The organism is Amycolatopsis sp. NPDC049691, from assembly GCF_040675005.1.
Taxonomy (GTDB): domain Bacteria; phylum Actinomycetota; class Actinomycetes; order Mycobacteriales; family Pseudonocardiaceae; genus Amycolatopsis.
On sequence record NZ_JBFANX010000012.1, the window covers coordinates 208,491 to 235,162 of the forward strand.

Annotated in this window: 28 protein-coding genes; 15 read left to right on the top strand and 13 right to left on the bottom strand. The window is 71.6% G+C overall.

All coding sequences use genetic code 11. The annotated features are described in order from the left end of the window. The first annotated feature begins 26 nt into the window (after positions 1-26). From AB0J40_RS26980 to AB0J40_RS27015, 8 genes are all read left to right on the top strand, one after another. Complete coding sequence (locus AB0J40_RS26980; RefSeq protein WP_364457675.1) at positions 27-1,022, top strand: ABC transporter substrate-binding protein; 996 nt, start codon at positions 27-29, stop codon at positions 1,020-1,022. A gap of 199 nt (positions 1,023-1,221) precedes the next feature. Next, on the top strand, positions 1,222-1,917 hold the full coding sequence (locus tag AB0J40_RS26985; RefSeq protein WP_364457677.1) for a hypothetical protein: 696 nt from the start codon (positions 1,222-1,224) through the stop codon (positions 1,915-1,917). Between the two features lie 51 nt (positions 1,918-1,968). After that, on the top strand, positions 1,969-3,015 hold the full coding sequence (locus tag AB0J40_RS26990; protein ID WP_364457819.1) for a histidine kinase: 1,047 nt from the start codon (positions 1,969-1,971) through the stop codon (positions 3,013-3,015). Next, entirely contained in the window at positions 3,012-3,764 is a 753-nt protein-coding gene (locus AB0J40_RS26995) for a LytTR family DNA-binding domain-containing protein (protein ID WP_364457679.1), read from the top strand. The genes AB0J40_RS26990 and AB0J40_RS26995 overlap by 4 nt, the downstream gene beginning before the upstream one ends. Positions 3,765-3,819: 55 nt before the next feature. Next, positions 3,820-4,167, top strand: coding sequence for a hypothetical protein (locus AB0J40_RS27000; RefSeq protein ID WP_364457681.1), 348 nt, complete (start codon positions 3,820-3,822; stop codon positions 4,165-4,167). After that, a complete protein-coding gene (locus AB0J40_RS27005) occupies positions 4,167-5,891 on the top strand; it encodes a cation acetate symporter (protein ID WP_364457683.1) in 1,725 nt (574 codons plus the stop codon). The genes AB0J40_RS27000 and AB0J40_RS27005 overlap by 1 nt, the downstream gene beginning before the upstream one ends. Before the next feature lie 72 nt (positions 5,892-5,963). Then, positions 5,964-6,320, top strand: coding sequence for a DUF485 domain-containing protein (locus AB0J40_RS27010; RefSeq protein WP_364457685.1), 357 nt, complete (start codon positions 5,964-5,966; stop codon positions 6,318-6,320). After that, the gene (locus AB0J40_RS27015) at positions 6,317-7,927 is read left to right on the top strand and encodes a cation acetate symporter (RefSeq protein ID WP_364457687.1); all 1,611 of its coding nucleotides are present in this window, start codon (positions 6,317-6,319) and stop codon (positions 7,925-7,927) included. Before AB0J40_RS27010 ends, AB0J40_RS27015 begins: the two co-directional genes overlap by 4 nt. Before the next feature lie 125 nt (positions 7,928-8,052). Here AB0J40_RS27015 and AB0J40_RS27020 read toward each other — a convergent pair whose 3' ends face one another. Both AB0J40_RS27020 and AB0J40_RS27025 read right to left on the bottom strand, forming a co-directional pair. Beyond that, positions 8,053-8,790 carry an isocitrate lyase/phosphoenolpyruvate mutase family protein gene (locus AB0J40_RS27020; protein ID WP_364457689.1) on the bottom strand — a complete coding sequence of 246 codons (738 nt, stop codon included), beginning with the start codon at positions 8,788-8,790 and terminating at the stop codon, positions 8,053-8,055. After that, entirely contained in the window at positions 8,787-9,248 is a 462-nt protein-coding gene (locus tag AB0J40_RS27025; protein ID WP_364457691.1) for a carboxymuconolactone decarboxylase family protein, read from the bottom strand. The genes AB0J40_RS27020 and AB0J40_RS27025 overlap by 4 nt, the downstream gene beginning before the upstream one ends. Positions 9,249-9,294: 46 nt before the next feature. On the opposite strand from AB0J40_RS27025, the gene AB0J40_RS27030 reads away from it, so the two are divergent. Continuing rightward, positions 9,295-10,665, top strand: a complete 1,371-nt coding sequence (locus AB0J40_RS27030; protein ID WP_364457693.1) for a PLP-dependent aminotransferase family protein — start codon at positions 9,295-9,297, stop codon at positions 10,663-10,665. A gap of 296 nt (positions 10,666-10,961) precedes the next feature. Here the strand turns inward: AB0J40_RS27030 and AB0J40_RS27035 are convergent, their stop codons facing one another. From AB0J40_RS27035 to AB0J40_RS27045, 3 genes are all read right to left on the bottom strand, one after another. Beyond that, positions 10,962-11,687: a peptidylprolyl isomerase gene (locus tag AB0J40_RS27035; protein WP_364457695.1), complete on the bottom strand. Its 726-nt coding sequence runs from the start codon at positions 11,685-11,687 to the stop codon at positions 10,962-10,964. Between the two features lie 353 nt (positions 11,688-12,040). Continuing rightward, positions 12,041-13,006 carry a methylmalonyl Co-A mutase-associated GTPase MeaB gene (gene meaB, locus AB0J40_RS27040; protein ID WP_364457697.1) on the bottom strand — a complete coding sequence of 322 codons (966 nt, stop codon included), beginning with the start codon at positions 13,004-13,006 and terminating at the stop codon, positions 12,041-12,043. Next, positions 13,007-14,194 (bottom strand): acetyl-CoA C-acetyltransferase, encoded by a 1,188-nt coding sequence (locus AB0J40_RS27045; RefSeq protein WP_364457699.1) that lies wholly within the window; start codon positions 14,192-14,194, stop codon positions 13,007-13,009. 137 nt (positions 14,195-14,331) lie between these two features. Here AB0J40_RS27045 and mce point away from each other — a divergent pair, with 137 nt between their 5' ends. Next, entirely contained in the window at positions 14,332-14,787 is a 456-nt protein-coding gene (mce, locus tag AB0J40_RS27050; protein WP_364457701.1) for a methylmalonyl-CoA epimerase, read from the top strand. Between the two features lie 75 nt (positions 14,788-14,862). On the opposite strand, the gene AB0J40_RS27055 is transcribed toward mce, so the two are convergent. Further along, positions 14,863-15,435: a TetR/AcrR family transcriptional regulator gene (locus AB0J40_RS27055; RefSeq protein WP_364457703.1), complete on the bottom strand. Its 573-nt coding sequence runs from the start codon at positions 15,433-15,435 to the stop codon at positions 14,863-14,865. 17 nt (positions 15,436-15,452) lie between these two features. Beyond that, positions 15,453-15,821, bottom strand: coding sequence for an SPW repeat protein (locus AB0J40_RS27060; RefSeq protein WP_364457705.1), 369 nt, complete (start codon positions 15,819-15,821; stop codon positions 15,453-15,455). Positions 15,822-16,026: 205 nt separating this feature from the next. On the opposite strand from AB0J40_RS27060, the gene ccrA reads away from it, so the two are divergent. From ccrA to AB0J40_RS27080, 4 genes are all read left to right on the top strand, one after another. Then, complete coding sequence (ccrA, locus tag AB0J40_RS27065) at positions 16,027-17,367, top strand: crotonyl-CoA carboxylase/reductase (RefSeq protein ID WP_364457707.1); 1,341 nt, start codon at positions 16,027-16,029, stop codon at positions 17,365-17,367. A gap of 145 nt (positions 17,368-17,512) precedes the next feature. Further along, the gene (locus AB0J40_RS27070; RefSeq protein ID WP_364457709.1) at positions 17,513-18,718 is read left to right on the top strand and encodes a chromosome segregation protein; all 1,206 of its coding nucleotides are present in this window, start codon (positions 17,513-17,515) and stop codon (positions 18,716-18,718) included. Positions 18,719-18,811: 93 nt separating this feature from the next. Beyond that, the gene (locus tag AB0J40_RS27075; RefSeq protein WP_364457711.1) at positions 18,812-19,264 is read left to right on the top strand and encodes a universal stress protein; all 453 of its coding nucleotides are present in this window, start codon (positions 18,812-18,814) and stop codon (positions 19,262-19,264) included. Positions 19,265-19,268: 4 nt separating this feature from the next. Then, positions 19,269-20,396 (top strand): adenylate/guanylate cyclase domain-containing protein, encoded by a 1,128-nt coding sequence (locus AB0J40_RS27080; RefSeq protein ID WP_364457713.1) that lies wholly within the window; start codon positions 19,269-19,271, stop codon positions 20,394-20,396. 1 nt (position 20,397) lies between these two features. Here AB0J40_RS27080 and paaE read toward each other — a convergent pair whose 3' ends face one another. Genes paaE through paaZ form a run of 6 tightly spaced genes read right to left on the bottom strand, consistent with a single transcriptional unit; the run spans position 20,398 to position 26,094 of the window. After that, a complete protein-coding gene (paaE, locus tag AB0J40_RS27085) occupies positions 20,398-21,447 on the bottom strand; it encodes a 1,2-phenylacetyl-CoA epoxidase subunit PaaE (RefSeq protein ID WP_364457715.1) in 1,050 nt (349 codons plus the stop codon). Position 21,448: 1 nt separating this feature from the next. Next, a complete protein-coding gene (gene paaD / locus AB0J40_RS27090; protein ID WP_364457717.1) occupies positions 21,449-21,937 on the bottom strand; it encodes a 1,2-phenylacetyl-CoA epoxidase subunit PaaD in 489 nt (162 codons plus the stop codon). Then, positions 21,931-22,788: a 1,2-phenylacetyl-CoA epoxidase subunit PaaC gene (gene paaC, locus AB0J40_RS27095; RefSeq protein ID WP_364457719.1), complete on the bottom strand. Its 858-nt coding sequence runs from the start codon at positions 22,786-22,788 to the stop codon at positions 21,931-21,933. The genes paaD and paaC overlap by 7 nt, the downstream gene beginning before the upstream one ends. After that, positions 22,785-23,099 carry a 1,2-phenylacetyl-CoA epoxidase subunit PaaB gene (gene paaB, locus AB0J40_RS27100; RefSeq protein WP_286003483.1) on the bottom strand — a complete coding sequence of 105 codons (315 nt, stop codon included), beginning with the start codon at positions 23,097-23,099 and terminating at the stop codon, positions 22,785-22,787. Before paaB ends, paaC begins: the two co-directional genes overlap by 4 nt. A gap of 38 nt (positions 23,100-23,137) precedes the next feature. Next, positions 23,138-24,070: a 1,2-phenylacetyl-CoA epoxidase subunit PaaA gene (paaA, locus tag AB0J40_RS27105; RefSeq protein ID WP_364457721.1), complete on the bottom strand. Its 933-nt coding sequence runs from the start codon at positions 24,068-24,070 to the stop codon at positions 23,138-23,140. Continuing rightward, positions 24,067-26,094 carry a phenylacetic acid degradation bifunctional protein PaaZ gene (gene paaZ, locus AB0J40_RS27110; RefSeq protein ID WP_364457723.1) on the bottom strand — a complete coding sequence of 676 codons (2,028 nt, stop codon included), beginning with the start codon at positions 26,092-26,094 and terminating at the stop codon, positions 24,067-24,069. The genes paaA and paaZ overlap by 4 nt, the downstream gene beginning before the upstream one ends. 165 nt (positions 26,095-26,259) lie before the next feature. Between paaZ and paaI the strand changes: the two genes are divergently transcribed. Continuing rightward, positions 26,260-26,670: a hydroxyphenylacetyl-CoA thioesterase PaaI gene (gene paaI, locus AB0J40_RS27115; protein WP_364457725.1), complete on the top strand. Its 411-nt coding sequence runs from the start codon at positions 26,260-26,262 to the stop codon at positions 26,668-26,670. The last annotated feature ends 2 nt before the right edge of the window (positions 26,671-26,672 follow it).

Consider the following 26,672-nt stretch of genomic DNA (forward strand, 5'->3'; position numbering starts at 1 on the left):
AGTCCCCCAAGTACAACGAGGTGCTTATGAAACTGACCAAGACTCTCACCGCCATGGGTGCCGTGGTCTCCGCCGCCGCGCTGCTGACCGCGTGCGGCTCCGGCACGGTCGGGCAGACCGGGTCCGGCGACTCCGCCAAGCCGACCGGCGGCAAGAAGCTGGCGCTGATCCCCGGCGTGCAGGCCGAGCCGTTCTACATCTCGCTGCAGTGCGGCGCGGAGGCCGAGGCGAAGAAGCTCGGCTACGAGCTGACCACGCAGGCGCCGCAGAAGTTCGACGCTCCCCTGCAGACCCAGCTGGTCAACGCCCTCGGCGCGAACCCGCCGGCGGCGCTGCTCATCGCCCCGACCGACGACACGGCGATGCTCGCGCCGATCCAGCAGGTGAAGGCGCGCGGCACGAAGATCGTCGAGGTCGACACCGCGCTCAAGGACACCAGCGTCGCCGAGTCGTCGATCTCGTCCGACAACACCGCGGGCGGCAAGCTCGCCGCCCAGACGATGGCCAAGCTGGCCGCCGGCAAGAGCGGCTCGGTGCTGGTGCTCGACACGATCGCGGGCACGTCCACGACCGCCGCGCGCGCCAAGGGCTTCGAGGACGAGCTGAAGAACACGCCGAACCTGAAGTCGATCGGCATCCAGTTCACCCAGAACGAGCCGGAGCAGGCCGCGGCCAAGGTGACGGCGGCCCTGTCGTCCACGCCCGACCTCATCGGCGTCTTCGCCACCAACCTCAACACCGGCGAGGGCGCGGCGACCGGCCTGCGCAACGCGGGCAAGGTCGGCGCGGTCAACCTGATCGGCTTCGACGCCAGCCCGTCGGAGGTCGAGGGCCTGAAGAACGGCCAGTACCAGGCGCTCATCGCCCAGGACCCGGCCTCGATCGGCACCCAGGGCGTCCAGCAGGCCGTCGCGGCCATCGAGGGCAAGCCGGTGACGCGGAACCTCACCGCGCAGCTGCACTCGATCACCAAGGCGGACATGGACGCCAACTCGCAGTACTTCTACAAGCAGTCCTGCTGACCCGTCCGTCAGAGCCCTGCGGGCGGTGTGCGCGCCGCCCGCGGGGTTCTGACCAGGTGTTTCACCGCCGGTGATCGGTCACCGCCGGTCACCGCGGCGGGGGAACCGCTCACCGCACGACCCGTTCCCCCGGACAGGTGGCCCCCGTCACACTCATCTGCACATGCATTGGCACATGCATGATCGCAGGGAGGGTGCGATGAACTACGAGCGGCCGGCCATGCACCGGACGATCTTCGCCGTGGACGTCGAGGGCTACGGCGATCAGCGCAGGACCACACCGGACCGCCTGGCGATGCGCGGAGGGCTCTACCGCGCGCTCGGCCGCGCGTTCGACGACGCGGGCGTCCCCTGGGCGGCCTGCCGGAGCGACGACTGCGGCGACGGCGTCTTCGTCCTCGCCCCACCGCAGATCCCGAAGGGGCTCTTCGTCGAGTTCCTGCCCAACGCGCTCGCCGTGGCGCTGCACCGGCACAACCTGACCCACCACGCCGGCGCCCGGATCCGGCTGCGGATGGCGCTGCACGCGGGCGAAGTCGCCTACGACGACCACGGCGTCACCGCACCGGCGATCAATCACGCGTTCCGGCTGCTGGACGCGGCGCCGCTGAAGAAGGCGCTCAAGACCTCGCCCGGTGTGCTGGGGCTGATCACGTCGGCGTGGTTCTTCGAGGAGGTCGTCCGGCACAGCGACGGGGTCGACCCGACGACGTTCCGGCCGGTGCCGGTCGCGGTCAAGGAGACCAGGACGACCGGCTGGATCGCGCTGCCCGACCGGCCGTACCCGGCGAACACGAGCCTGCTCGCCGACGTCACGGCGCTCGACGACTACCGGACCTGGCGCCGCGTCCGCCGCCACGCCCAGGTGCTGGCCGACCGGGACGGCCCCGCGTAGCCGTAGGATCTACTGCCCTGGACACCGTCGCCGAGGGGAGGCCCGTTGACCGTGCACCTGCGCGCGGCTTCCCGCGCCGACCCGCTGCCGGTGCTCGCCGCCGCCCGCCGGATCACCGACGACCTGCGCGACGGCCTCTCGGGCACCCGCGCGCGCCGCGCCGCGCACGGCCTGCGACGCCTGTTCGGCTTTCCCGGGCTCGGGCTCACCGACCTGTCCGGCTCGCTGCTGTGGTCAGGGCGGCCCGGGCCGGACGCGGTCGTCGCGACGGTGCTCGACGGGGTGCTCCACACCGAGGAACCCGGTTCCGCGCCGGACGTCCTGGCGCTGCCGCTGCACGTCCGCGACGAGCTGGCGGGTGCGCTGCTCGTCGTCGGCGACGTCCGGGAGGCCGCCGCGGCCCAGGCCGCGGACCTCGTCGTGCAGGCCCTCGAGCGCGGGCGGCTCGAGGCGTCCGCGGAGCAGGCGGCGCAGGCCGAGCTGCGGGCACTGCGGGCCGAGATGTCCCCGCACTTCGTCTACAACGCGCTGACCGTCATCGCGTCGCTGGTGCGCTCGGACCCCGACCGCGCCCGCGACCTGATGCTCGACTTCGCCGACTACACGCGTTACAGCCTCGCTCGCCACGGCGAGTACACCGTCGTCGCCGAGGAGTTCCGCGCGATCGAGACGTACCTGGCGCTGCAGCGGGCGGTGCTCGGCGAACGGCTGCGCGTCCAGGTGCGGGTCGCGCCGGAGATCCTCGCCGTCGCGGTGCCGTACCTGGTGCTGGAGCCGTTGGTGGAGAACGCGATCCGGCACGGCATCGAGCCGCGCTCGGGCACGGGCCTGGTCCAGGTGCACGGCCAGGCGGAAGGGAACGACTGCGTGATCTTCGTCGAAGACGACGGGGTCGGCATGGACCCGAAGCGCGCGGCCGACATCCTGGCCGGGCGCACCGGCGAGGACGACCCGGCCGGGCTCGGACTGGCCAATGTGGACAGACGGCTGCGGGACGTCTACGGCGCCTGGTACGGCCTGACCGTCGAGACCGAGGTCGGGGCGGGGACCCGGGTGATCGTGCGGGTGCCGCGGTTCCAGCCGGGGGTGCTGCCGTGACTCTGCGCGTCCTCGCCGTCGACGACCTCCCGCCCGCGCTGGACGAACTGTGCCGGCTGTTGCGCGAAGCACCCGAAGTCGGCGAAGTCGTCGGCGCGGGTGACGCGCTGAAGGCGTTGAAGCTGCTTCAGGCGGACCATTTCGACGCGGTGTTCCTGGACATCTCGATGCCCGGCCTCGACGGGCTCGAACTGGCGTCGCTGCTGGCGAAACTGAGCGAGCCGCCGGTGATCGTGTTCGTGACCGCCCACGACGGCCACGCCGTGACGGCGTACGGCATCGGCGCGGTCGACTACCTGCTCAAGCCGGTCCGCGCGGAACGGCTGTCGGCGGCGCTGGCGAAGGTGCTGCGGATGGCGACCCCGGCGTCGCGGCCGACCCCGGACGCGATGGCGGCGCTGCCGGTGGAGTCGGGCGGGCGCACGCGGTACGTCCGCCGCGACGACGTGCTGTTCGTCGAGGCCCACGGCGACTACGTCCGGCTGCACACGCGGGGCGGCGTCCACCTGGTGCGGATGCCGATCTCGCGGCTGGAGGAGTACTGGGAGGGCACGGGGTTCAGCCGGGTCCACCGCGGGTTCCTGCTGTCGGTGGGCGCGGTGCTGGAGCTGCGCAGCGACAGCGCGGGCGGGCTGCTGGCGCACACCGAGGCGGGTGACGTCCCGGTCAGCCGCCGGCACGCGCGGGACCTGCGCGACCGGCTGCTGGAGGCGGCCCAGCGCGGCCAGCTCGGGCCGGGCGCGCGATGAGCCACCGGACCGCGGCGCCGATGCCGCCCGCCACCCCGCTCCGGCGAGGCCCGCGATGAGCAGGATCCGGCGGGTCGCCGTCACCAGCCCGCAGACCCGCCTCGCCCACGCCCGCCGCCGGTCGCGCCACCGCTGGCGCCAGCCCCGGCTCCCGGCGAGCGACACCCAGCGCGCCACCGCTCTGTACCGCGCGCAACGCCGTCGCGGCATCCCCGCCCTGGTCCTGATGTTCGCCCTCCTCCTCGGCCTGCCCGGCGTCTTCGCCATCTTCCCGGGCCTGGACACCGTGCGGCTGCTCGGAATCCCGGTGTCCTGGCTGATGATCGCGGTCCTCCCCTACCCGGCGATGGCCGTCCTGGCCCGCTGGCAGCTGCGGCGCGCCGAACGCCTCGAGGACGACTAGTGGGTGTCGCGCTCGCCGTCGCGCCCGTCGTGCTCGTGACGCTGCTCATCGGCGTCCGCGGGGTCGCCGCGATGCGCACAACCTCGGACTTCCTCGTCGCGTCCCGGCGGATCTCGCCGCTGGTCAACTCCGCCGCGGTTTCCGGTGAATACCTCTCCGCGGCTTCTTTCCTCGGCGTCGCGGGGCTGGTCGTCAAGGACGGCATCGGTGCCCTCTGGTACCCGGTCGGCTTCACCGCCGGCTACATCGCGATGCTGGTCCTGGTCGCCGCGCCCATGCGCCGGTCGGGCGCGCTGACCGTCCCCGACTTCGCCGAAGCCCGCCTCAACTCCCCCGCCCTGCGCCGGCTGGCCGCGGTGGTCGTCCTGGTGATCGGCACGATCTACGTCGTCCCGCAGTTCCGCACCGCGGGCCTGGTGCTCACCGCGGTCGGCGGCACGCCGTACTGGGTCGGCGTGGTGCTGGCCGGTGCCGCGGTCAGCGTCACCCTCGCGCTCGGCGGGATGCGCGCGGCGACGTACGTGCAGGCGTTCCAGTTCGTGCTGAAGCTGCTGCTGTTCCTCATCCCCGCGATCTGGCTGGTGCTGCAGGCCGGCGCGGTCAACCGGGCCGACGCCCTGCACCCCGTCGAGTTCACGCACTTCGCCCGCGAGACGCCGGTGCGGTTCGAAGTCGACGTCACCATGGAGATCCGCGAACCGACCACCGTGCGCGTCAACGGCGTGCCGCGGACCCTGCCGCCGGGCGAGTTCACCGCGCACAGCCAGGACGACGTCGTGTTCGGGCCGGGTGCGGCGGTTCCGGCCGTCCGGGGCGGTGCCCCGCTCGGCGGCGCCGACTGGCAGCGGCCGCTGCTCGACCTCGGCGACGAGGGCTACCCGCTGCTCGGCACGTGGGCCGTGCTCATCGCGACCATGCTCGGCACGATGGGCCTGCCGCACGTGCTCATGCGCTTCCACACCAGCCCGGACGGCCGCGCCGCGCGCCGCACCGCCGCGATCACCGTCGCGCTGCTCGGCGTCTTCTACCTCTTCCCCGGCGTCTACGGGGTCCTCGGCCGCGTCCTCGTGCCCGGGCTCTACCTGTCCGGCGCGACGGACACCGTCGTCGTCGCGCTGCCGTACCAAGTGGACAGTGGCTGGGCCGGCGGCCTGTTCACGGCGCTGCTGACGGCGGGCGCGTTCGCCGCGTTCCTGGCGACGTCGCTCGGGCTGCTGCTGGTGATGTCCGGTGCGATCGCGCACGACCTCGTCCCCGGCGGGCTGCCCCGGCTGCGGATCGCGGTGTTCGGCGTCGCCGCGGTCATGGTGCTGCTCGCGCTGCGCTCGGCCGAGCTCGACGCCGGGGTGCTCGTCACGTGGGGCTTCACCGTCGCCGCGTCGACGTTCTGCCCGCTGCTCGTGCTCGGCATCTGGTGGCCGCGGCTGACGGCGGCCGGCGGGATCGCCGGGGTGCTGACCGGGCTCGTCGCCTCTTCCGGCTCGATCCTGTTCGCCCTCGCCGGCCCGGACCTGCACGGCTGGGTGGCGATCTTGGTGCAGCAACCGGCACCCTGGTCGGTGCCGCTGGCATTCGGCGTAATGGCGTTGGTCTCGCTGCGCGGCAGGCCACCCGCGTGGTCGACGGCGGCGATGCTCCGCCTGCACCTGGACGAACCCCGTTCGTCGGGACCGCGCGACCGTTCGTCAACCGTTCGTCGTCTGGCGAAGCTGTTGAACCGCTGAATCTTCACGCGAGACTCACACGTCCCTACGGTGTCGCACGTCACTTTCCGCAGCGTCGCGAGGAGAGCAGCGATGAGCACTACGGACACCGGCGGGCCTCCGGAGACGTCCGAGACCGTCTGGGAACACGCGCACGAAAGCACCGAGTTCCGTGAGCTGCGCAGCCGCCTGCGCCGGTTCGTCTTCCCGATGACGGCGATCTTCCTCCTCTGGTACCTGCTGTACGTGCTGCTCGCGGACTACGCGCACGGCTTCATGAGCACGAAGGTGTTCGGCAACATCAACGTCGGCCTGATCTTCGGCCTGCTGCAGTTCGTCTCGACGTTCGTCATCACCGGCCTCTACGTGCGGTACGCCAACCGGAAGCTGGACCCGGTCGCCGAGAAGATCCGCGAGGACATCGAAGGCACTGCGAAGGAGCACGAATGAACGCGACCCTCGCCGCGGGCGTTGAGGGCAGCAACCCGCTCCTCAACATCGGCATCTTCGCCCTGTTCGTGGTCATCACGCTGGTGATCGTGTTCCGGGCCAGCCGCAACACGAAGACGGCGTCGGACTACTACGCCGCCGGCCGCGCGTTCACCGGGCCGCAGAACGGCATCGCGATCTCGGGTGACTACCTGTCGGCCGCGTCGTTCCTCGGTATCGCGGGCGCCATCGCGATCAACGGCTACGACGGCTTCCTCTACTCCATCGGCTTCCTCGTGGCGTGGCTGGTCGCGCTGCTGCTGGTCGCGGAACTGCTGCGCAACACCGGCAAGTTCACGATGGGCGACGTCCTGGCGTTCCGCATGAAGCAGCGCCCGGTGCGGGCCGCGGCCGCGACGTCGACGCTGGCCGTGTCCTTCTTCTACCTGCTCGCCCAGATGGCCGGGGCCGGCGGTCTCGTCGCGCTGCTGCTCGGCGTCGAAGGCGGCGGCGCGCAGGCGCTCGTCATCGCGGTCGTCGGCGTGATCATGATCGCCTACGTCCTGATCGGCGGCATGAAGGGCACCACCTGGGTGCAGATCATCAAGGCCGCGCTGCTGATCGTCGGCGCGCTCGTGATCACCCTGTGGGTGCTGGGCAAGTACAACTTCAACTTCTCCAGCCTGCTGCAGGCCGCCGTGGACAAGGCGGGCAAGGCCGGCGAGTCGCTGCTCGGCCCGGGCAAGCAGTACGGCGCCACCGGAACGTCCAAACTGGACTTCTTCTCCCTCGGCATCGCGCTGGTGCTGGGCACCGCCGGGCTCCCGCACGTCCTGATGCGCTTCTACACCGTGCCGACCGCCCGCGACGCGCGTCGCTCGGTGGTCTGGGCGATCGTGCTGATCGGCGTGTTCTACCTGTTCACGCTGGTGCTGGGCTACGGCGCCGGTGCGCTGGTCGGGCCGGACACGATCAAGAAGGCGCCGGGCGGGGTCAACTCCGCGGCTCCGCTGCTGGCGTTGGAGCTGGGCGGACCGGTGCTGCTGGGCCTGATCTCCGCGGTCGCCTTCGCGACGATCCTCGCGGTGGTCGCCGGCCTGACGATCACGGCGTCGGCGTCGTTCGCGCACGACGTCTACGCGAACGTCGTCAAGCGCGGCAAGACGTCGCCGGACTCCGAGGTCAAGGTCGCCCGGATCACCGCGGTGGTCATCGGCGCCCTCGCCATCGGCGGCGGCATCCTGGCCAACGGGCAGAACGTCGCCTTCCTGGTGGCGCTGGCGTTCGCGGTCGCGGCGTCGGCCAACCTGCCGACGATCCTCTACTCGCTGTTCTGGAAGCGGTTCAACACCCAGGGCGCGCTGTGGTCGATCTACGGTGGCCTGGCCATCACGATCGTGCTGATCGTGTTCTCGCCGGCGGTGTCCGGCAAGAGCACGTCGATGATCAAGACCGCGGACTTCGCCTGGTTCCCGCTGAGCAACCCGGGCATCGTCTCGATCCCGGCCGCGTTCATCCTGGGCTGGCTGGGCACGGTCCTGTCCAAGGAGCACGACGAGAAGAAGTACGCCGAGATGGAGGTCCGCTCCCTCACCGGCGCGGGCGCCGAGAAGGCCGTCGTCCACTAACGGTCTTTCGGGGGTCCGGGTGGCGGAGCCCCCGGCCGGGGCGAAGCCCCGAATCGACACAGTTGCACCGACCCCGAAGGCCGCCGCGAGGGTGTTCCCGATCCCCTCGCGGCGGCCTTCGGCCATCAGTACGGCAGTTTTCCTTCGGCGACGCCCGCGAGCGTCGCTTCGAGCTGCTTCCGGACGTACTGCCACAACCCGCCGCCCAGCGAAATCCTCGCCACCCCCAGTTCGGCGAGACCGTCGATACCCGGGCTGCCCGGCCACGCCGGCGCGTTGACGGCGCCGCCGACACCCTGCACGAACTCCGCGATCAGCTCGGGGGTGCGCAGGTGGATCGGGTAGACGCAGTCCGCGCCCGCGTCGAGGTAGGCCTCCGCCCTGGCGATGCCGTCGGCGAGGTGCTCCTTCGGGTCGACGCCGCGGAAGGAGTCGACCCGGGCGTTGATCACCAGGCCGTCGCCCGCCGCATCGCGCAGGGCGGCGATGCGCTCCGCCTGCTCGGCGACCGGCCGGACCCCGCCGGTGGCGTGGTCGGTGTCCTCGAAGTTGCAGCCGACCGCGCCGGCGTCGGACAGCCGTCCGGCCAGCTCGGCGCCGGACAGGCCGTACCCCGACTCGGCGTCGACGGTTACCGGGATGCTCACGGCTTTCGCGATGCGTCTCGCCGCCGCGAACATCTCGTCGGCCGGCGCCTGCTCGCCGTCGGGGAAGCCGAGCGCTGCCGCCACGGCGACCGAGCTGGTCGCCACGACCGGGAACCCGGCGGCCTCGACGAGCTTGGCCGTGTCGGCGTCCCACGCGTTCGGCAGCACGAGCGGCTTGCCGGGGACGTGCAGCGCCTTGAGCGCGGCGGCCGTCACGAGTCGCGCTTCGGGAGCGGCGTGTGGCTGGTGATCGTCATCCGGTTCCAGCTGTTGATGGCGATGATCTCCCACGCGACCGCCTGGTACTGCTCCTCGGTGAACACCCGCGCCGCTTCTTCGTAGACGTCGTCGGGGATGGTCTGGGTCGCGGACAGCTTGGTCATCGCCTCGGTGAGGGCGAGGGCGGCCTGCTCCTGCTCGGTGAAGAGGTCCGTCTCGCGCCAGCCGTCGAGCACGAACAGCCGCCGCGGCGACTCGCCCAGCTCCAGGGCGTCGCGGGAGTGCATGTCGAGGCAGTACGCGCAGCCGTTGATCTGGGACGCGCGGGTCTTCACCAGTTCGAGGAGCTTCGGGTCGAGACCGGCGTTCGCCCCGGCCTTGTTGACCTCGGCCTGCAGGTTCGCCATCGCCTGGTAGAGCTCGGGCGCCTGCCCGAGTCCGATTCGCTTCGTCATGGTGTCCACGCTATCCCGAACTGGTCCACCGGTATGGTCCAGTGACATGGCAGATTCGTGGTCCAGTTCCGGCCTCGACTTCCACCTCGGCTGGGTGCCTTCGACCGGCCGGAGCGGCCTCGCCGACGCGATCCGGACGGCGATCCGGGAGGGCCGCTGGCAGCCGGGCGCGGCGGTGCCGTCGACCCGCGCGCTGGCGTCCGACCTGGGCATCGCGCGCGGCACGGTCACGCGGGTGTACGCCGACCTGGCCGCGGAGGGGTACCTGCGCACGGCCCAGGGCGCGCCGACCCGCGTGGCGACGGCGGGCTCGCTGCCCCAGTCCGCACCCCGGCAGGCGCCCCGCGACCCGGCGCCGCGCTGGGACCTGCGACCGGGCCGGCCGGACCTGACGGCGTTCCCCCGTCAGGCGTGGATCACCGCGACCCGCCGGGCCCTGCTGCGGACGCCGGCGTCGGCGCTCGGCTACGAGTCGGAGCTGGGCGCGCCCGAGCTGCGCGACACGCTCGCGGGGTACCTGGCCCGGGCCCGCGGGGTGGTCGCCGACCCGGCGCGGATCGTGGTGTGCCACGGGTATTCGCACGCGATCGCGGTGCTGTCCCGGGCCCTGTTCTCACTGGGCGTGGGCGAAATGGCGTTCGAGAACCCGTCGCTGGGCATGTACCGCTCGATCGCGGCGGCGCAGGGCCCGCGGGTGGTCGGGGTACCGGTGGACGAGCACGGCCTGGACGTGTCCGCGTTGGACAGTCCGGCGGTGGTCGTGACGGCGGCGCACCAGTACCCGACGGGAGTGACGCTGGCCCCGCACCGCCGAGCGGCCCTGACCCGCTCCGGCGCAATAGTGCTGGAGGACGACTACGACGGCGAGTTCCGCTTCGACCGCCAGCAGGTGGGGGCACTGCAGGCGCTGGCCCCGGAGCGGGTGGTGTACGCGGGCACGGCGAGCAAGACGCTGGCACCGGCCCTGCGGCTGGCATGGCTGGTGCTGCCGCGGAAGCTGGTGGAGCCGGTCCGCGCGGCGATGGCCGACAGCGGTTCCCGCCCGGCGCTGCTGAACCAGCTGGCGCTGGCGGAGCTGATCGACTCGGGTGCGTACGACCAGCACGTCCGCCGCAGCCGGGCGGAGTACCGCTCCCGCCGCACGCGGCTGCTGGCGGCGTTGCCGGCCTCGGTCCGCCCCCAGGGCATCGCGGCGGGGTTGCACCTGCTGTTGATGCTCCCGCCGGAAGGCCCGTCGGAGGCAACGGCCTTGGCGGCCTGCCGCCGCCGCGCGATCGGCATCGAGGGCCTGGACGGGTATTGGATGGGCGAGGACCGCCCGGGAGGCTTGATAGTCGGCTACGCGGCAACGCCGAAGCACGCGTTCGCGGGGGCGACGCGGACGTTGGTGGAAGCGTTGTGGGAGATCACTGCTTGACCAGGCGCCACCCACTTCCTGGCGCGGGTCACGCAAGCCACTGCGCCGACCGACGTGCGGCTTCCGCCATCCACCATCCCGGCCGCTCTGCCCGCGCCGGTCGCGCGAAGCCCTCTCCCTCACCGCCCCTGCCCCGAGCCGCCGCTCAATCACATCGGGTGGCCGCAGGCCGCCGCCCCCGGCCGCGCCTGCCACTTCCACTCCCCGGCCCCCGCTGCCAACCACCACCCCACCAAGTCGTTCCCGCCCAGCCGCCGGCGGGCCACCCCCACCCGGAGCGGCCCGCGGGGTCACCATCAGAACCAGCAGCCAGGCCGGACCCGGATCAGCTCCGTCCGCAGCACCGGCGTCCCATCGACCGGCGCGGGATCCTCGGCCGTCGGCTGGATCCCGCCCGCGGCCACCTTGTCGAGCGTCTTCAGCCCCTCGGCCCCGACCGTCCCGAACACCGTGTAGTTCGGCCGCAGCGCGGAATCGCCGTACACGACGAAGAACTGCGAACCGTTCGTGTCCGGGCCCGCGTTGGCCATCGCCAGCAACCCACGCGCGTACACCCGCCGCGCGCCGGTCGGGTCGGTCGGCGCCGGCGGCAGGTCCACCGGCAGCTCGTCCTTGTACTTGTACCCCGGCCCGCCCTCGCCGGTCGCGGTCGGGTCGCCGCACTGCAGCACCTTCAACGTCGGGTACGCCGTCAGCCGGTGGCACACCGTGTGGTCGTAGAACCGGTGCCGCGCCAGGTGCAGGAAGCTCTGCACGGTGCACGGCGCCTTCGCGCGGTCGAGCGTCAGCGGCAGCGCGCCCTGGCTGGTCGGGACCGCGACGTCCACCTTCCCTCGGCTCGGCGTGTGCCGCGGGTCGGGCGGCAGCGGCACCGGCCGCGCGGCCGGCTCGTCCGGCGTTTCGGTGTACTGGCACGGCCCGTGCGTCGTCTTCGGCGGCGGCGCGTCGGCCGCGGCGGCGACGCCGTTGCCCGCCACGAACAACGCGCCGGCCGCCAGCGCGGTGACGAGTGTCTTCTTCATCCTGCACGCCCTCCCAGTGATCGCCCGGTTCCGGAGCGTCCCGCAGTCTAGGGCGCGGCACCGACAGGAATAACCGGCGAAAGTCGCCCATGTCAGCCCATCGAGTGAATCGAAGACCGGCACCCCGGAAATTGTCGGACCCCCCGCGCACGATGGGCAGCACGCGGCGAACCCGCCGCACCGAGAGGGGGAAAGTCATGGCACACCGTCGAAGAACCGTTGTGGTGGCTGCGTTTTCGACGCTGCTGGGGATCGCACTGGCACTCCGGAAGCGGCGACCGGCAGCCCCGCGACGACGCATCGGCGCCGCGAATCCGCGACAGCCCGCCGGCCGGCTCCGGCGCCGCGGAACCTCAGCTCCGCAGGTCGGCGATCAGCTCGTCGGCGGCAGCGAACGGATCGAGCTCCCGCGCCACCACCCGCTCGGCCACCCCGGCCAGCCGTCCGCCACCTCGCAGGTCGGCCAGCTCGGCCCGCAGCCGCCGCACGGCGATGGCCTCGACCTCGTCGCGCGCCCGCGCGATCCGGCGCCGGGCCAGCTCGTCGTGGGCGACCAGCCAGTCGTGGTGCGCGGCCAGCGCGGCCACCACCTCGTCGACGCCCTCGCCCTTCGCCGCGACGGTCCGCACGATCGGCTGGCGCCAGCTCGCGCCCCGGATCTCGCGGCGCGCCAGCGAAATCATCTGCTTGAGGTCGTGCACCGTCGCGTCGGCGCCCTCGCGGTCGGCCTTGTTCACGACGAAGACGTCGGCGATCTCCAGCACCCCGGCCTTCGCGGCCTGGATCCCGTCGCCCATCCCCGGCGCGAGCAGCACCACCGTGGTGTCGGCGAGCTTCACGACGTCCACTTCGGACTGTCCGACGCCGACGGTCTCGATGAGCACCACGTCGAAGCCGGCGGCGTCGAGCACGCGCACCGCCTGCGGCGTCGCCCACGACAGCCCGCCGAGGTGCCCGCGCGTGGCCATCGAGCGGATGAACACACCGGGGTCGGTGGCGTGCTCGGTCATCCGGATCCGGTCCCCGAGGAGGGCACCGCCCGAAAACGGCGAAGACGGGTCGATCGCGAGCACCCCGACCCGCTTGCCCTCCGCGCGCAACGCGGTGAGCAGCGCCGAGGTCGAGGTCGACTTCCCGACGCCGGGCGGACCGGTGAGCCCGACGACCCGGGCCCGCCCGGTGTGCGGGGTCAGCGCCCGCGCGATCTCGGCGACGCGGGGGTGGGCGTCCTCGACGAGCGACAGCAGCCGCGCGACGGCACGGGGCTGCCCGTCCCGCGCGCGGCCGACCAGGTCGTCGAGGTCGAGTGCACCGGCCACTTACGCCGACGGCACCCGCAGCAGGAGGGCGTCGCCCTGGCCGCCGCCACCGCACAGGGCGGCCGCGCCGAGCCCGCCACCGCGGCGGCGCAGCTCGTGGATGAGGTGCACGGCGAGCCGGGCACCGGAGGCGCCGATCGGGTGCCCGAGCGCGATGGCACCGCCGTTGACGTTGACCTTCTCCGGGTCGAGGCCGAGCTTCTCGGTCGAAACCAGCCCGACGGCGGCGAAGGCCTCGTTGATCTCGACGAGGTCGAGCGCGTCGGCGGTGAGGTTCGCCTTGGCCAGCGCGGCGAGGATGGCGTTCGACGGCTGCTCGTGCAGGCTCGCGTCCGGCCCGGAAACGACGCCGTGCGCGCCGATCTCGGCGAGCGGCGTCAGGCCGAGCTCCTCCGCCTTCGCCTTGCTGGCCACGACGACCGCGGCGGCGCCGTCGGAGATCTGCGACGCCGAGCCCGCGGTGATGGTGCCGTCGGAGGCGAAGGCGGGGCGCAGCTTCGCGAGGCCTTCGGCGGTGGTGTCGGCGCGGACGCCCTCGTCGGTGTCGAAGACGACCGGGTCGCCCTTGCGCTGCGGGATGGCGACCGGCGCGATCTCGTCGGCGAAGTAGCCGTTCTTGATCGCCTCGGCGGCGCGCTGGTGGGAGCGGGCGGAGAACGCGTCCTGCTGCTCGCGGGTGATGCCGTAGCGGGAGTTGTACTTCTCCGTCGAGGCGCCCATGGCGACCTGGTCGAAGGCGCAGAAGAGGCCGTCGTAGGCCATGTGGTCGACGAGGGTGGTGTCGCCGTACTTGAAGCCGGAGCGGGACTTCGGCAGCAGGTGCGGCGCCTGGGTCATCGACTCCTGGCCGCCGGCGACGACGAGGTCGAACTCGCCGGCCCGGATGAGCTGGTCGGCGAGCGCGATGGCGTCGAGGCCGGAGAGGCAGACCTTGTTGATCGTCAAGGCGGGCACGCTCATCGGGATGCCCGCGGCGACCGCGGCCTGGCGGGCCGGGATCTGGCCGGCGCCGGCGGTGAGCACCTGGCCCATGATCGTGTACTGCACCGCGTCCGGGGCGACCCCGGCGCGTTCGAGGGCCGCCTTGATGGCGACCCCGCCCAGCTGTGCCCCCGTGAAGTCCTTCAGGGATCCGAGCAGGCGCCCGATCGGCGTACGGGCGGCACCCAGGATCACGGAACCGGACACGGCGTCCTCCAAGCTTCGGCGCATGGGCAGTTTTTCCGACCATACCCGGAGGGTGGGCTTCTTGATGGAGCCAGTGTGAGGCGGGGCACGCGAACAATCGGGGTCGACGCCAGTGGGGAGCCCCCTATCCTGCCTCCATGAATGACGCCCTGCGGCCGTTCGTGACGGCCATCGACCACGTCGGCATCGCGGTCCCGGACCTGGACGCGGCCATCGAGTTCCACCGCACGCACTTCGGCCTGGAAGTGGCGCACGAGGAGGTGAACGAAGAGCAGGGAGTGCGCGAGGCGATGCTGCGCGCGCCCGGCACGGCGGGCACGGAGACGCAGATCCAGCTGCTGGCCCCGCTGCGCGACGACTCGGCGATCGGCAAGTTCCTGGCCAAGAGCGGCCCGGGCCTGCAGCAGCTGGCATACCGCGTGTCCGATGTGGACGCGGCGGCGGCCGCCCTGCGCGAGCAGGGCCTGCGCCTGCTGTACGAGGCGGCGAAGCGCGGAACATCCAACAGCCGGGTGAACTTCGTCCACCCGAAGGACGCGGGCGGCGTACTGGTCGAGCTGGTGGAGCCGGCCAAGGACGGCACCGCGCACTGAGCGCCAAACCCGTTCGGGCGCAACAACTCCGGCGCAAGCGAGGCGCACGTGGGTGACAGAAGCGCGCCGGGCCGCCTAAGCCGGTGCGGTCTTCGCAACGAGGGCGTCGGCGATGAAGGTCAACTCCCCGTCGAACTCAGCAGGCAGGTCGTCCTCCGAATGGCGGGCCGTAGCGTGCCGGTGGCTGACCGCGCGGGCCAGCAAACCCGACGCCCGGTCGACGTCGGCCGCGGGCAGGACGCCGCCCGTTGCCGCCAGGATCACCGCGCGGACCTGCCGCACCAGCACCTGGAAGCGCTCGTGGAGGGCGTCGCGGACGACGTGGTGGGTGTCGGCTTCGCGCCACAGCAGGTGCGAGAGCCCGAGCGATCGGCTGAAGCGGTGGTCGAGTTCGCGGACCAGCCGCCGCAGGCTGCCCGCGAGGTCGCCGGGGACGACGACCACGGACGGCTCGATGCGCTCGTCGGGCAGTCGCTCGACGAGCGCGGTGAGCAGGTCCGCCTTGTGCCGGAAGTAGTAGTGCACCAGCCCCTTCGGCACCCCGGCCTGCTCCGCGATGCGGGAGGTCGGGGTGGCGTCGAAGCCGGACTCGGCGAAGAGCGCCTCGGCGGCGCAGAGGATGCGCTCCTTCGCCGAATCCTCGGTCATGCGTGCCTCCTGCGGCGTCAGTGCTGGCCGGCGGTGCGGTGCGCGGCGTTCGCGACCGGCATGGCTGCCGCGCCGGCGATGACCGTCAGCACCCCGGCGATCCAGGACGTCCAGGAAGCGCCGTTGAACTCGGTGTAGCTCATCACCCACGGCGCGATGAACAGCAGCACGCCTAGCGCGATCTGGATGCCTTCGCCGTAGACCATGCCCGGCATCGCCAGGGAGACCAGGCCGTCGAGTGCGATCAAGGCGCCCAAGATGACCATCGTCCACATCGCGGTCGTGTCCGTGCTCAGCCAAAGGGGTGAAAGAGCGGCGACCACCCCGATGACGACCTCGGCCCAATCGTGCGGCCGGGTCCATGCGCGCGTAGAGACTTCACTCATTCGTGCTCACCTCCGTCGGTGAAACTGCTGGTCGGGTGGGTGTTCCCACGGCGGATGATCCGCTTGACTGGCCGGCCGGTCAAGACTGATCGGTCACAGTTCGACGTGTAATCGTGCCCTCCGTCTCGTACAGTTGTGTCCGCGAGTTACCGGCGAGTAATTTCTGCCGCCAACGCCGTTGACCCCCATCTCCGCGGAGGAACCGATGACGCAGCTCGGCGAGATCCAGCAGGCCATCCTGAACGGCGAGTCCGCCGCGGTCGGGTCCTTGCCCGTGCCCGAGAGCTACCGCGGGGTGACCGTGCACGCCGACGAGGTCGACATGTTCGAGGGCCTCGAAAGCCGGGACAAGGACCCGCGCAAGTCGCTGCACGTCGACGACGTCCCCGTCCCCGAGCTGGGCCCGGGCGAGGCGCTGGTCGCCGTGATGGCCAGCGCCATCAACTACAACACCGTGTGGACGTCGATCTTCGAACCGATCCCCACGTTCAAGTTCCTCAAGAAGTACGGCAAGCTCTCGCCGCTGGCCAAGCGGCACGACCTGCCCTACCACGTGGTCGGCTCGGACCTGTCCGGCGTCGTGCTGCGGACGGGCGTCGGCGTGCACAACTGGAAGCCGGGCGACGAGGTCGTCGCGCACTGCCTGAACGTCGAGCTCGAAGGCCCGGACGGCCACAACGACACGATGCTCGACACCGAGCAGCGGATCTGGGGCTTCGAGACGAACTTCGGCGGGCTCGCCGAGATCGCGCTGGTCAAGGCCAACCAGCTGATGCCGAAGCCGGACCACCTGACCTGGGAGGAAGCCGCCTCCCCCGGCCTGGTCAACTCCACCGCCTACCGCCAGCTCGTCTCGCGCAACGGCGCGGACATGAAGCAGGGTGACGTCGTCCTGATCTGGGGCGCTTCCGGCGGCCTCGGCTCCTACGCGACGCAGTACGCGCTGAACGGCGGCGCGATCCCCGTCTGCGTCGTCTCCAGCCCGGAGAAGGCGGCGATCTGCCGCAAGCTCGGCGCCGAGCTGATCATCGACCGCAGCGCCGAGGACTACCGGTTCTGGAAGAACGACACCGAGCAGGACCCGAAGGAGTGGCAGCGCTTCGGCGCGAAGATCCGCGAGCTGACCGGCGGCGACGACCCGGACATCGTGTTCGAGCACCCGGGCCGCGAGACGTTCGGCGCGTCCGTCTACGCCGCGCGCAAGGGCGGCACGATCGTCACCTGCGCGTCGACCTCCGGGTACCTGCACCAGTACGACAACCGCTACCTGTGGATGAACCTCAAGCGGATCATCGGCTCCCACTTCGCGAACTACCGCGAGTCCTGGGAGGCGAACCGGCTGATCGCGAAGGGCCTGATCCACCCGACGCTGTCGAAGACGTACGCGCTCGAGGAGACCGGGCAGGCCGCCCTCGACGTCCACCGCAACGCCCACCAGGGCAAGGTCGGCGTGCTCGCGCTCGCCCCGCAGGAGGGCCTCGGCGTCCGCGACGAAGAGAAGCGCGCGAAGCACATCGAGGGGATCAACGCCTTCCGCGGCGCCTGAGCCGAAAGCGGGCCGGATCCCGGTGTCGGAAAGCGCCGGGTTCCGGCCCGATCGGGCCAGTCCCTCCCGCCGCACCACACGGCACGTTCGGCGCACCGCACGGGTGCTCACCCTTCCGTGACCCGGCTGCGACTACGGTAGGCCCATGAGCCTTGGCGATGAACGGGAGCTTGTGCCGCTGGGAGCCGGCTTCGACGTGGCGAAGCGCGGGTACAGCCGAGCGCAGGTCGACGAGCACCTGGAACGGCTGGACGCCGACCTCAAGATGCTCACCGCCGACCGGGACGCGGCCATCGCGCAGGCCGGCGACCTGGCCCGGCAGCTGGAGATCGCGCGCGGCGAGATCGCGGACCTGCGCGGGCAGGTCGACCGCCTCGCCCAGCCGCCGACGAGCGTCGAAGGCCTGTCCGAACGGCTGCAGCGGATGCTGCGCCTCGCGCAGGACGAGTCCGCCGACACGCGGGCCCGCGCCGAGGCCGAAGCCGGGCACATCCGGGCCAAGGCCGAGACGGACGCGAGCGCGATGCGCGCCCGTTACGAGCAGCTGCTCACCGAGCTCGACCTGCGCCGCAAGGAGATGGAGGCGGAGCACCGCAAGGTGCTCGAGGACGCCCGCGCGGAGGCCAAGAAGATCACCGACGAGGCCGAGGCGGAGCGCAAGCGGCTCGACACCGAGTCGTCCGACCGCCGCACCAAGGTCGAAGAGGACTTCGAGATCGCCATGGCCGCGCGCCGCACCGAGGCGATGCGCGTGCTGGCCGAGCAGGAGGCCGCGAGCAAGGCCGAGGCCGCCCGCCGCGTCCAGGAGGCGACGCAGGACGCCGCCGACATCCGCGCGAAGGTCCTCGAAGAGGAGAAGGCCGCGAAGGCGGACATCGAACGCCGTCAGCGCGAGTCCGTCGCGGAGGCGAACAAGCGCCGTCAGGACTCGATCACCGAGGCGAACGCCCGGCTCGCGGAGGCCGCCGACGAGGCGCGGCGCCGCGTGACGACCGCGACCGAGGAGTCGAACCGGCGGATCACCCAGGCCAACGAGCGCGTCGACGCGCTGCGGAAGGTGCGCGGCGGCCTCGCCGAACAGGTCCGCGCGGCGCGGGCGGTGCTGGCCGAGGCGCACACCGTCCTCGGCGACGAGGTCAAGGTCCCCGCGGACGTCACGGCCGACCTGAAGGGCGAAGACCTGAAGCCGGCCGACACCGGGAAGACGGCGCCGGTGGGCGACGTCGAGGAGACGATCCGGATCAAGGCGTCCGACGTCCCGAAGCCGAAGCAGGCCCCCAAGCCGGCTCCGAAGCCCGCGCCGAAGCCGGCTCCGCGGGCGAGCGGAGCGCAGAAAGCGACTGGCGAGTAACCTTCCACCCGACACGGGCGCGGACGAGCCTGCACGGTCGGAACCGACCGGCTATCGTCCCTGCTCACGCGGGATCACCTGGAGGTTTTGCGCATGGGTGCGGCATATCGGACCGTGGTGGTGGGCACGGACGGCTCGGAGTCCTCGTTCGCGGCGGTGGACCGCGCGGCGGCGGTGGCCGGCGACGCGGGCGCCACGCTCGTCATCGCGTGTGCGTACTACCCGGCCAGCAAGTCCGACGTCGACAAGGCCCAGGACGTCCTCGGCGACGAGGCGTACCAGGTCGTCGGCTCGGCGCCGGCCGAGGACACGCTGCAGTCGGCGCGGGACCGCGCGACGAAGGCGGGCGCGGAGAAGATCGACACGGTCGCGGTGAAGGGCGACCCGGTCGACTCGCTGCGCAAGGTCGTGCACGAGCGCGAGGCCGACCTGCTGGTGGTCGGCAACCGCGGGCTGAACACGATCGCCGGGCGGATCCTGGGCTCGGTGCCGTCGGAGGTGGCGCGCAAGTCCGGCGTGGACGTGCTGATCGTCCACACGACCTGAGCCGGTGACCGACCCGAGCGAGGAGCTCCAGCAGCGGCTCGAGCGCGTCCTGCTCGGCGGCAGGCGGAAGTACACCCGGCTGGAAGTGGCCGAAAAGGCCGGCGTGCCCGACGAACGGTCACGCCGGCTCTGGCGTGCGCTGGGGTTCGCGACGGTCCGCGACGACGAGGTGGTCTTCACCGACGCCGACGTCGAGGCGATGCGGACGGCGGACGAGCTGGTCCAGTCCGGGCTGATCGACCCGAGCATCGAGGTGCCGGTGACGCGCGCGCTCGGCCAGCACCTGTCTCGGCTGGCCGAGTGGCAGGTCGACATGCTGTGGCAGCTGATCGAGGAGCAGCCGGAGCTGGGGCGCAGCGAGCGCCAGGTGGCTCGCCTGGTCGACCGGCTGCTGCCGGAGCTGGAGCGGGTCCAGAACTTCGTCTGGCGCCGTCACCTGGCGGCGTACGCGGGCCGGGCGTTCGCGGCCGCGGGTGACAACGTGGAGACGCGCACCGAGGTGGTCGGGTTCGTCGACATGGTGGGCTACACGCGCCTGACGCGCCAGATCGACGAGGAGGAGCTGAGCCGGGTCCTGGACGCGTTCGAGACGCTGGCGACGGAGGTGATCGCCGAGCACCACGGCCGCGTGGTGAAGATGATCGGCGACGAGGTCCTGTTCGTGGCCGACTCGGCGGTCGACGCGGCGGAGATTGCGTTGACGCTGACAGAGCGCACCTCGGCGGACGAGAGCCTGCCGGCGGTCCGGGCGGGGATGGCATCGGGCCGGATCCTGTCCCGCTTCGGCGACGTGTACGGGTCGGTGGTCAACCTGGCGGCCCGCCTGACGTCGGTGGCCCGCCCGGGGACGATCCTGGTGGACCGGGAGCTGGCTGCGCAGCTTTCGGAGGAGAAGGCGTACGAGCTGAGAATGCGCCGGCCGGTGACGGTCCGGGGCTACAACCGGTTGCGGCCGGCAGCGCTGCGGCGGGCGAGTGAGGCCCCGACGGGGATGTTCGCGAGTTCCCAGCAGCTGGCGGCGGAGATGCTGGGGTTGACGGACCCGGCGGCCCGGGTGCCGGAGAAGGCACCGGAGGACGAGGTAACCGAGCCACCCCCACCGCGCCGCCGACGCCGGCGCCGCATCCTCTAGCTCAGGCGTCGAAGTCGACCGTGACCGTCTCCGAGACCGGGTAGGACTGGCACGTCAGCACGAACCCCGCCGCCACCTCCGACTCCTCCAGTGCGAAGTTCCTCCGCAGGTCCACCTTGCCCTCCGTCACCCGGGCCCGGCACGTTCCGCACACCCCGCCCTTGCACGCGAACGGCAGGTCCGGCCGGAACTTCTGCGCCCCGTCCAGCACCGACGACTCCCGCGGCAACGTCATCGTCGACGAACGGCCGTCCAGCACCACCCGGACCTCGGACGACTCCCCCGCCACCGACGGGTCCACGTGCGAAACCGGCGCCGGCGGCGTGTCCACGTAGAACAGCTCCTGGTGGATCCGCGACCGTGGCACGTCCAGGGACGTCAGCAGCTCCTGGGCACCGGAAACCATCTCGAACGGGCCGCACAGCCACCAATGGTCCACTGAGGACACCGGTACCAGAGACGAGAACAACGAACGCAGCTTCGGCACGTCCAAGCGGCCCGTGAACAGCTCCGCCTCGCGAGGCTCGCGCGAGAGAACGTGGATCAGTTCCAAGCGGGAGGGCGCGCGGTCCTTCAGATCCGCCAGCTCGTCCGCGAACATCACCGTGTCCGTGCGGCGGTTCCCGTACACCACGGTGACCGTGGCCGTGGACTGGCTCAGCAGCGACGACACGATCGACAGCACCGGCGTGATGCCCGAGCCCGCCGCGATCAGCACGTGGTGACCGCCCTCGGACAGGTCCGGCGTGAACGACCCCGTCGGGGTCGCCACCTCGATCGTGTCGCCCGGGCGGACCTCGTTGACCAGCCACGACGAGAACAGCCCGTCCGGGACCAGGCGGACGCCCACGCGAGGCGCCGCGCCCGCCGGGGCGCAGATCGAGTACGAGCGGCGCTCGTCGCGGCCCTCGATCGAACGGCGCAACGTCAGCGACTGGCCCGGCTTGAAGTCGTACTCCGCCGACAAAGACGCAGGCACGTCGAACGTCACCGCGACCGCGTCGTCGCACAACCGCGCGACGTCCGCGACCTTCAACGGGTGAAACGCCACCTTAAATCTCCTTGACGTGTTCGAACGGCTCAAGACACGAACGGCAGCGCCGCAGCGCCTTGCACGCCGTCGCGCCGAAGCGGGACTGCTCCTCGGTGTCCGGCGATCCGCACAACGGGCAGGAAACCCGGGAAACCGGCGCCGACAACGTCAGCGGGATCGGCCCCGACCGCAGCGGCGCCGCACCCGGGGGCGCGATGCCCGCCGCGGCCAGCTTTTGGCGGCCCGCGGAAGAAATCCAGTCCGACGACCACGCCGGCGTCAGCTGCGTCCGGATCTCGACGTCCGGATAACCCGCCGACACCAGCGCGTGCTCCAGGTCGTCGCGCATGGTGTCCATCGCCGGGCAGCCCGTGTACGTCGGGGTGATCGCCACGACCACGCGACCGTCCTCTTCGGACACCGAACGCAGCACGCCCAGGTCGGCCAGCGTCAGCATCGGCAGCTCGGGGTCGGTGACCGTGGCCGCGACCGCTTCCGCCGTCACCATTTCGCGTCCGGCATCGCCCGGGCCACGCTCTGCAGCTCCGCCAGCAGGAACCCGAAAGACTCGGTGTGGACGCCGTCGCGGCCCGTCCGGCCCGAAACGCCGGCCAGTTCACCCGCGGTGGGCAAAACCAGCGTCGCCGCGGCGAGCGCCTGGTCCAGCACCGCGTCGAACTCGGGCCGCAGCGAGGCCGCGTCCACCAGCTCGAGCGGGTGCGTGCGGAACAGCTCCCCGACGTACGGCCAGACCGCGTCCAGTCCCTCCTGCATCCGTTCGTGAGACAACGGCGTCCCGTCACCGAGGCGGACCAGCCACTGCGCCGCGTAGTCGCGGTGGTAGGTCACCTCCTTGACGCCCTTGTCCGCGATGGCCGCCAGCACCGGGTCCACCGAGGACACCAGCCGCTGCAGCAGCGCCAGCCGCCACGTCGAGAACACGAACAGCCGCGCGATCAGGTGCCCGAAGTGGCCGCCGCCCAGCTCGGCGAGCCGGACGTTGCGGAACTCGTTCTCCGCCCGCTGGAACGCGAACGAGTCCTCCGAGCGATCGCTGCCGTCGGCCTTGCCCGCCCGGGCGAGCAGCAGCCGCGCCTGCCCCAGCAGGTCGAGGGCGATGTTGGCGATCGCCACCTCGTCCTCCAGCTCGGGCGCGTTCGTGCACCACTCCTGCAGCCGGTGGGAGAAGACCAGCGCGTCGTCGCCCAGCATCAGGCAGTAGGCGGCCAGCGCGGCACCGTCCACACCGGACGGAACCGAAGTGTCCACTCCGGACAGCGGATCCTCGAAGCCGGTGCCGAACGCCCAGCGGGCGTCGTTCTCCTCGGTCAGCGACTCGTAGACGTTGTCGAAACTCATATGTGCGGCACCTCCTCGGGGATGTCGTAGAACGTCGGGTGCCGGTAGACCTTGTCGCCGCTCGGTGCGAAGAACGGGTCCTTCTCGTCCGGCGACGACGCCGTGATGTCCGAGGCGCGAACGACCCAGATCGACACGCCTTCGTTGCGGCGGGTGTAGAGGTCGCGCGCGTGGTGCAGCGCCATCTGGTCGTCGGCCGCGTGCAGCGACCCGACGTGCACGTGGTTCAGCCCGCGCTTCCCGCGCACGAACACCTCGTACAGCGGCCAGTCGTGCTTGACCGGACCGGGCGCGGCCGGGACGCCCTCCAGCGGGACGGCGCCGTGGCCGCCTTCGGCAGTCAGGTCGCTCACTTGGACTCCTTCTTCGCAGCGTGCGCCACGGCGGCCTCACGCACCCACGCGCCGTCTTCGTGCGCGCGTCGCCGGTGCTCGATCCGCGACGCGTTGCACGGGCCGTTGCCCTTCAGCACGTTCTTGAACTCGTCCCAGTCGACCGCGCCGAAGTCGTAGTGGCCACGCTCGGCGTTCCACTTCAGGTCGGGGTCCGGGAAGGTGACGCCCAGCGCTTCGGCCTGCGGCACCGACATGTCGACGAACCGCTGCCGCAGCTCGTCGTTGGTGTGGCGCTTGATCTTCCACGCCATCGACTGCGCGGTGTTCGGCGAGTCGGCGTCCGGCGGGCCGAACATCATCAGCGACGGCCACCACCACCGGTTCACGGCCTCCTGGACCATTTCCCGCTGCTGATCGGTGCCCTTCATCATCGTCATCAGCAGCTCGTAGCCCTGCCGCTGGTGGAAGGACTCCTCCTTGCAGATCCGGATCATCGCCCGCGCGTACGGCCCGTACGACGACCGGCACAGCGGCACCTGGTTGCAGATCGCCGCGCCGTCGACCAGCCAGCCGATCACGCCGACGTCGGCGAAGGTCAGCGTCGGGTAGTTGAAGATCGACGAGTACTTCTGCTTGCCGTTGATCAGCTTGTCGGTCAGGTCCGCCCGGTCCGCGCCCAGCGTCGCCGCCGCGGAGTACAGGTAGAGCCCGTGGCCGGCCTCGTCCTGAACCTTGGCCAGCAGGATCGCCTTGCGCCGCAGCGACGGCGCCCGCGTGATCCAGTTGCCCTCGGGCTGCATGCCGATGATCTCCGAGTGCGCGTGCTGCGCGATCTGCCGGATCATCGTCTTGCGGTAGCCCTCGGGCACCCAGTCGCGCGGCTCGATGCGCTGGTCGCGTTCGATGGTGTGCTCGAAGTGTTCTTCCAGTGACACAGTGGCCGTCACGGCTGCTCCTTCGAAACCAGGGTCAGGACGTCGTACTTCGCGACGGACTCGCCCTCGGCGTTGGTGACGTCGGCGTCCCAGCGGACCTCGCCGTAGTCCTGGTCGATCCGCGGGGTGATCTGCTTGGCGGTCAACGTGACCGTCAGCGAGTCGCCGACCTTGACCGGGGTCAGGAACCGCAGGTTCTCCAGGCCGTAGTTGGCCAGCACCGGGCCCGGCTCCGGCGAGACGAACAACCCTGCCGCGAACGAGACGACCAGGTAGCCGTGCGCGACGATCCCGCCGAACAGCGGGTTCGCGGCGGCGGCCTCGGGATCGGTGTGGGCGTAGAACGTGTCGCCGGTGAACTCGGCGAAGTGGTCGACGTCCTCCTGCGTGACCGTGCGCGGCCCCGCCACCACCGAGTCGCCGATGCGCAGCTCGGCCAGGGACTTCCGGAACGGGTGGACGCCTTCGCTCCGCGGCGCGCCGGTCACCCAGCGGCCGGTGACCGCCGACAGCACCGCGGGCGAGCCCTGCACGGCGGTGCGCTGCATGTGGTGCAGCACGCCGCGGACGCCGCCCATCTCCTCGCCGCCGCCCGCGCGGCCGGGGCCGCCGTGGACCAGCTGCGGCATCGGTGAGCCGTGGCCGGTGGACTCCTTCGCGTCGTCGGCGTCCAGCACCAGCAGCCGGCCGTGGAACGGCGCCGCGCCGAGGACGACCTCGCGCACGAACTCCTTGTCCGCGCTGACCACGGACCCGGCCAGGCTGCCGCCGCCGCGCGCGGCGAACTCGACGACCTGCTCGGTGGACGTGTACGGCATCAGCGTCGAGACCGGGCCGAACGCCTCGACCTCGTGTGGCTCGGCGCGTTCGGGGTCGGCCTTGAGCAGCACCGGCGAGATGAACGCACCGCGCTCGGCGTCGGCGTCCACGACGTCGACCTGCTCCGGGTCGCCGAACACGACGCTCCCGGCGTCCAGCAGCGCCTTCAGCGAGCGCCGGACCTCCTCGCGCTGCTCCAGGCTGGCCAGCGCGCCCATCCGGACGCCTTCGCTCGTGGGATTGCCGACGGTCACCTTCGAGAGCCGCTCGGACGCGGCCGCGGCGACGTCGTCCAGCAGCGAAGCCGGGACGAACGCGCGGCGGATCGCGGTGCACTTCTGGCCCGCCTTGACCGTCATCTCCGTGGTCAGCTGCTTGACGAACAGGTCGAACTCGGTGGTCCCGCGCACCGCGTCGGGGCCGAGGATCGAGCAGTTCAGCGAGTCGGCCTCGGCGTTGAAGCGGACGGCGTTGCGGATGATCGCCGGGTGCGCCCGCAGCTTCTGCGCCGTCGACGCCGAGCCGGTGAAGGACACCAGGTCCTGGGCGGTGACGTGGTCGAGCAGGTCGCCGACGCTGCCGGCGACGAACTGCAGCGAGCCCTCGGGCAGGATGCCGGACTCGATGATCAGCTCGACCAGCCGCGCGGTCAGGTAGGCCGTCGAGCTGGCCGGCTTGACCAGGCTCGGTACGCCGGCGAGGAACGCGGGCGCGAACTTCTCCAGCGGACCCCACACCGGGAAGTTGAACGCGTTGATCTGGACGGCCACGCCCCGCAGCGGGCTCGCGATGTGCTGGGCCACGAACGTGCCGCCGCGCGACAGCGGCTCGACGTTGCCTTCGACGTAGACGGTGTCGTTCGGCAGCTCGCGCTTGCCCTTCGAGGCGTAGCTGAACAGGACGCCGATGCCGCCGTCGATGTCGAACTTCGAGTCACCGAGCGTGGCGCCGGTGCGCGCGGAGAGCGCGTACAGCTCCTCGCGGTGTTCGCGCAGGTGCGAGGCCAGCGCCTTGAGCAGGGCCGCGCGCTGGTGGAACGTCAGCTCCCGCAGCGCCGGGCCGCCGACCCGGCGGCCGTAGTCCAGCGCGTCCGCGAAGTCGACGCCCTTCGACGAGATCCGGGCGACCTCCTCGCCCGTGGCCGCGTCGTGCAGCGGGACGCCCTCGTCCGCCGCCGTGTGCCAGCTTCCGGAGACGTAGCTGCGCAGCAGTGCCATCAGGTCCCTCTCGCCGAATTACCTACCGGACGTTCAGTTAATCGCATGGTAGCCGCCGCGCCCGAAGATCGGAAGGGGCGACGCTTGACACCGGCCCCGACCACTGCCTTTACTGGGCGGCACCGCGAGGTGACCGTCCATTCGGTCAGTGGGGACGGAGAGCAGATGACCAACGCCGCGCACACCATGTTCGCCGCCGACGAGGCCTCGCGCGCGCTCGGCATCGAACTCGTCGAAGCGAGCGACGGGCACGCCGTGGCGACCATGACGATCACCCGCGCGATGGTCAACGGCCACGACATCGCCCACGGTGGGTACGTCTTCCTGCTCGCCGACACCGCGTTCGCCTGCGCGTGCAACACCCACGGCCCGGTGACGGTCGCCGCGGGCGCCGAGATCTCCTTCGTCGCCGCCGGCCGGCTCGGCGACCACCTCGTCGCGACGGCCACCGAGCGCACCCGCTACGGCCGCAACGGCATCTACGACGTCACGGTGCACCGGGAGACCCCCGGCGGGCCCGAGGTCGTCGCCGAATTCCGCGGCCGCAGCCGCGCCATCTCCGCGAAACGGGACTGACC

What these genes read in the sequence shown, in the direction of transcription:
- AB0J40_RS27075 (WP_364457711.1), top strand. Translation starts at nt 18,812, where the DNA reads ATGGGTGCGGCATATCGGACCGTGGTGGTGGGCACGGACGGCTCGGAG.
- AB0J40_RS27015 (WP_364457687.1), top strand. Translation starts at nt 6,317, where the DNA reads ATGAACGCGACCCTCGCCGCGGGCGTTGAGGGCAGCAACCCGCTCCTC.
- AB0J40_RS27030 (WP_364457693.1), top strand. Translation starts at nt 9,295, where the DNA reads ATGGCAGATTCGTGGTCCAGTTCCGGCCTCGACTTCCACCTCGGCTGG.
- AB0J40_RS27000 (WP_364457681.1), top strand. Translation starts at nt 3,820, where the DNA reads ATGAGCAGGATCCGGCGGGTCGCCGTCACCAGCCCGCAGACCCGCCTC.
- AB0J40_RS27070 (WP_364457709.1), top strand. Translation starts at nt 17,513, where the DNA reads ATGAGCCTTGGCGATGAACGGGAGCTTGTGCCGCTGGGAGCCGGCTTC.
- paaD (WP_364457717.1), bottom strand. Translation starts at nt 21,937, where the DNA reads ATGGTGACGGCGGAAGCGGTCGCGGCCACGGTCACCGACCCCGAGCTG.
- mce (WP_364457701.1), top strand. Translation starts at nt 14,332, where the DNA reads ATGAATGACGCCCTGCGGCCGTTCGTGACGGCCATCGACCACGTCGGC.
- ccrA (WP_364457707.1), top strand. Translation starts at nt 16,027, where the DNA reads ATGACGCAGCTCGGCGAGATCCAGCAGGCCATCCTGAACGGCGAGTCC.
- paaC (WP_364457719.1), bottom strand. Translation starts at nt 22,788, where the DNA reads ATGAGTTTCGACAACGTCTACGAGTCGCTGACCGAGGAGAACGACGCC.
- AB0J40_RS27060 (WP_364457705.1), bottom strand. Translation starts at nt 15,821, where the DNA reads ATGAGTGAAGTCTCTACGCGCGCATGGACCCGGCCGCACGATTGGGCC.
- AB0J40_RS27035 (WP_364457695.1), bottom strand. Translation starts at nt 11,687, where the DNA reads ATGAAGAAGACACTCGTCACCGCGCTGGCGGCCGGCGCGTTGTTCGTG.
- AB0J40_RS26980 (WP_364457675.1), top strand. Translation starts at nt 27, where the DNA reads ATGAAACTGACCAAGACTCTCACCGCCATGGGTGCCGTGGTCTCCGCC.
- AB0J40_RS27010 (WP_364457685.1), top strand. Translation starts at nt 5,964, where the DNA reads ATGAGCACTACGGACACCGGCGGGCCTCCGGAGACGTCCGAGACCGTC.
- AB0J40_RS26985 (WP_364457677.1), top strand. Translation starts at nt 1,222, where the DNA reads ATGAACTACGAGCGGCCGGCCATGCACCGGACGATCTTCGCCGTGGAC.
- paaI (WP_364457725.1), top strand. Translation starts at nt 26,260, where the DNA reads ATGACCAACGCCGCGCACACCATGTTCGCCGCCGACGAGGCCTCGCGC.
- paaZ (WP_364457723.1), bottom strand. Translation starts at nt 26,094, where the DNA reads ATGGCACTGCTGCGCAGCTACGTCTCCGGAAGCTGGCACACGGCGGCG.
- AB0J40_RS27055 (WP_364457703.1), bottom strand. Translation starts at nt 15,435, where the DNA reads ATGACCGAGGATTCGGCGAAGGAGCGCATCCTCTGCGCCGCCGAGGCG.
- AB0J40_RS27025 (WP_364457691.1), bottom strand. Translation starts at nt 9,248, where the DNA reads ATGACGAAGCGAATCGGACTCGGGCAGGCGCCCGAGCTCTACCAGGCG.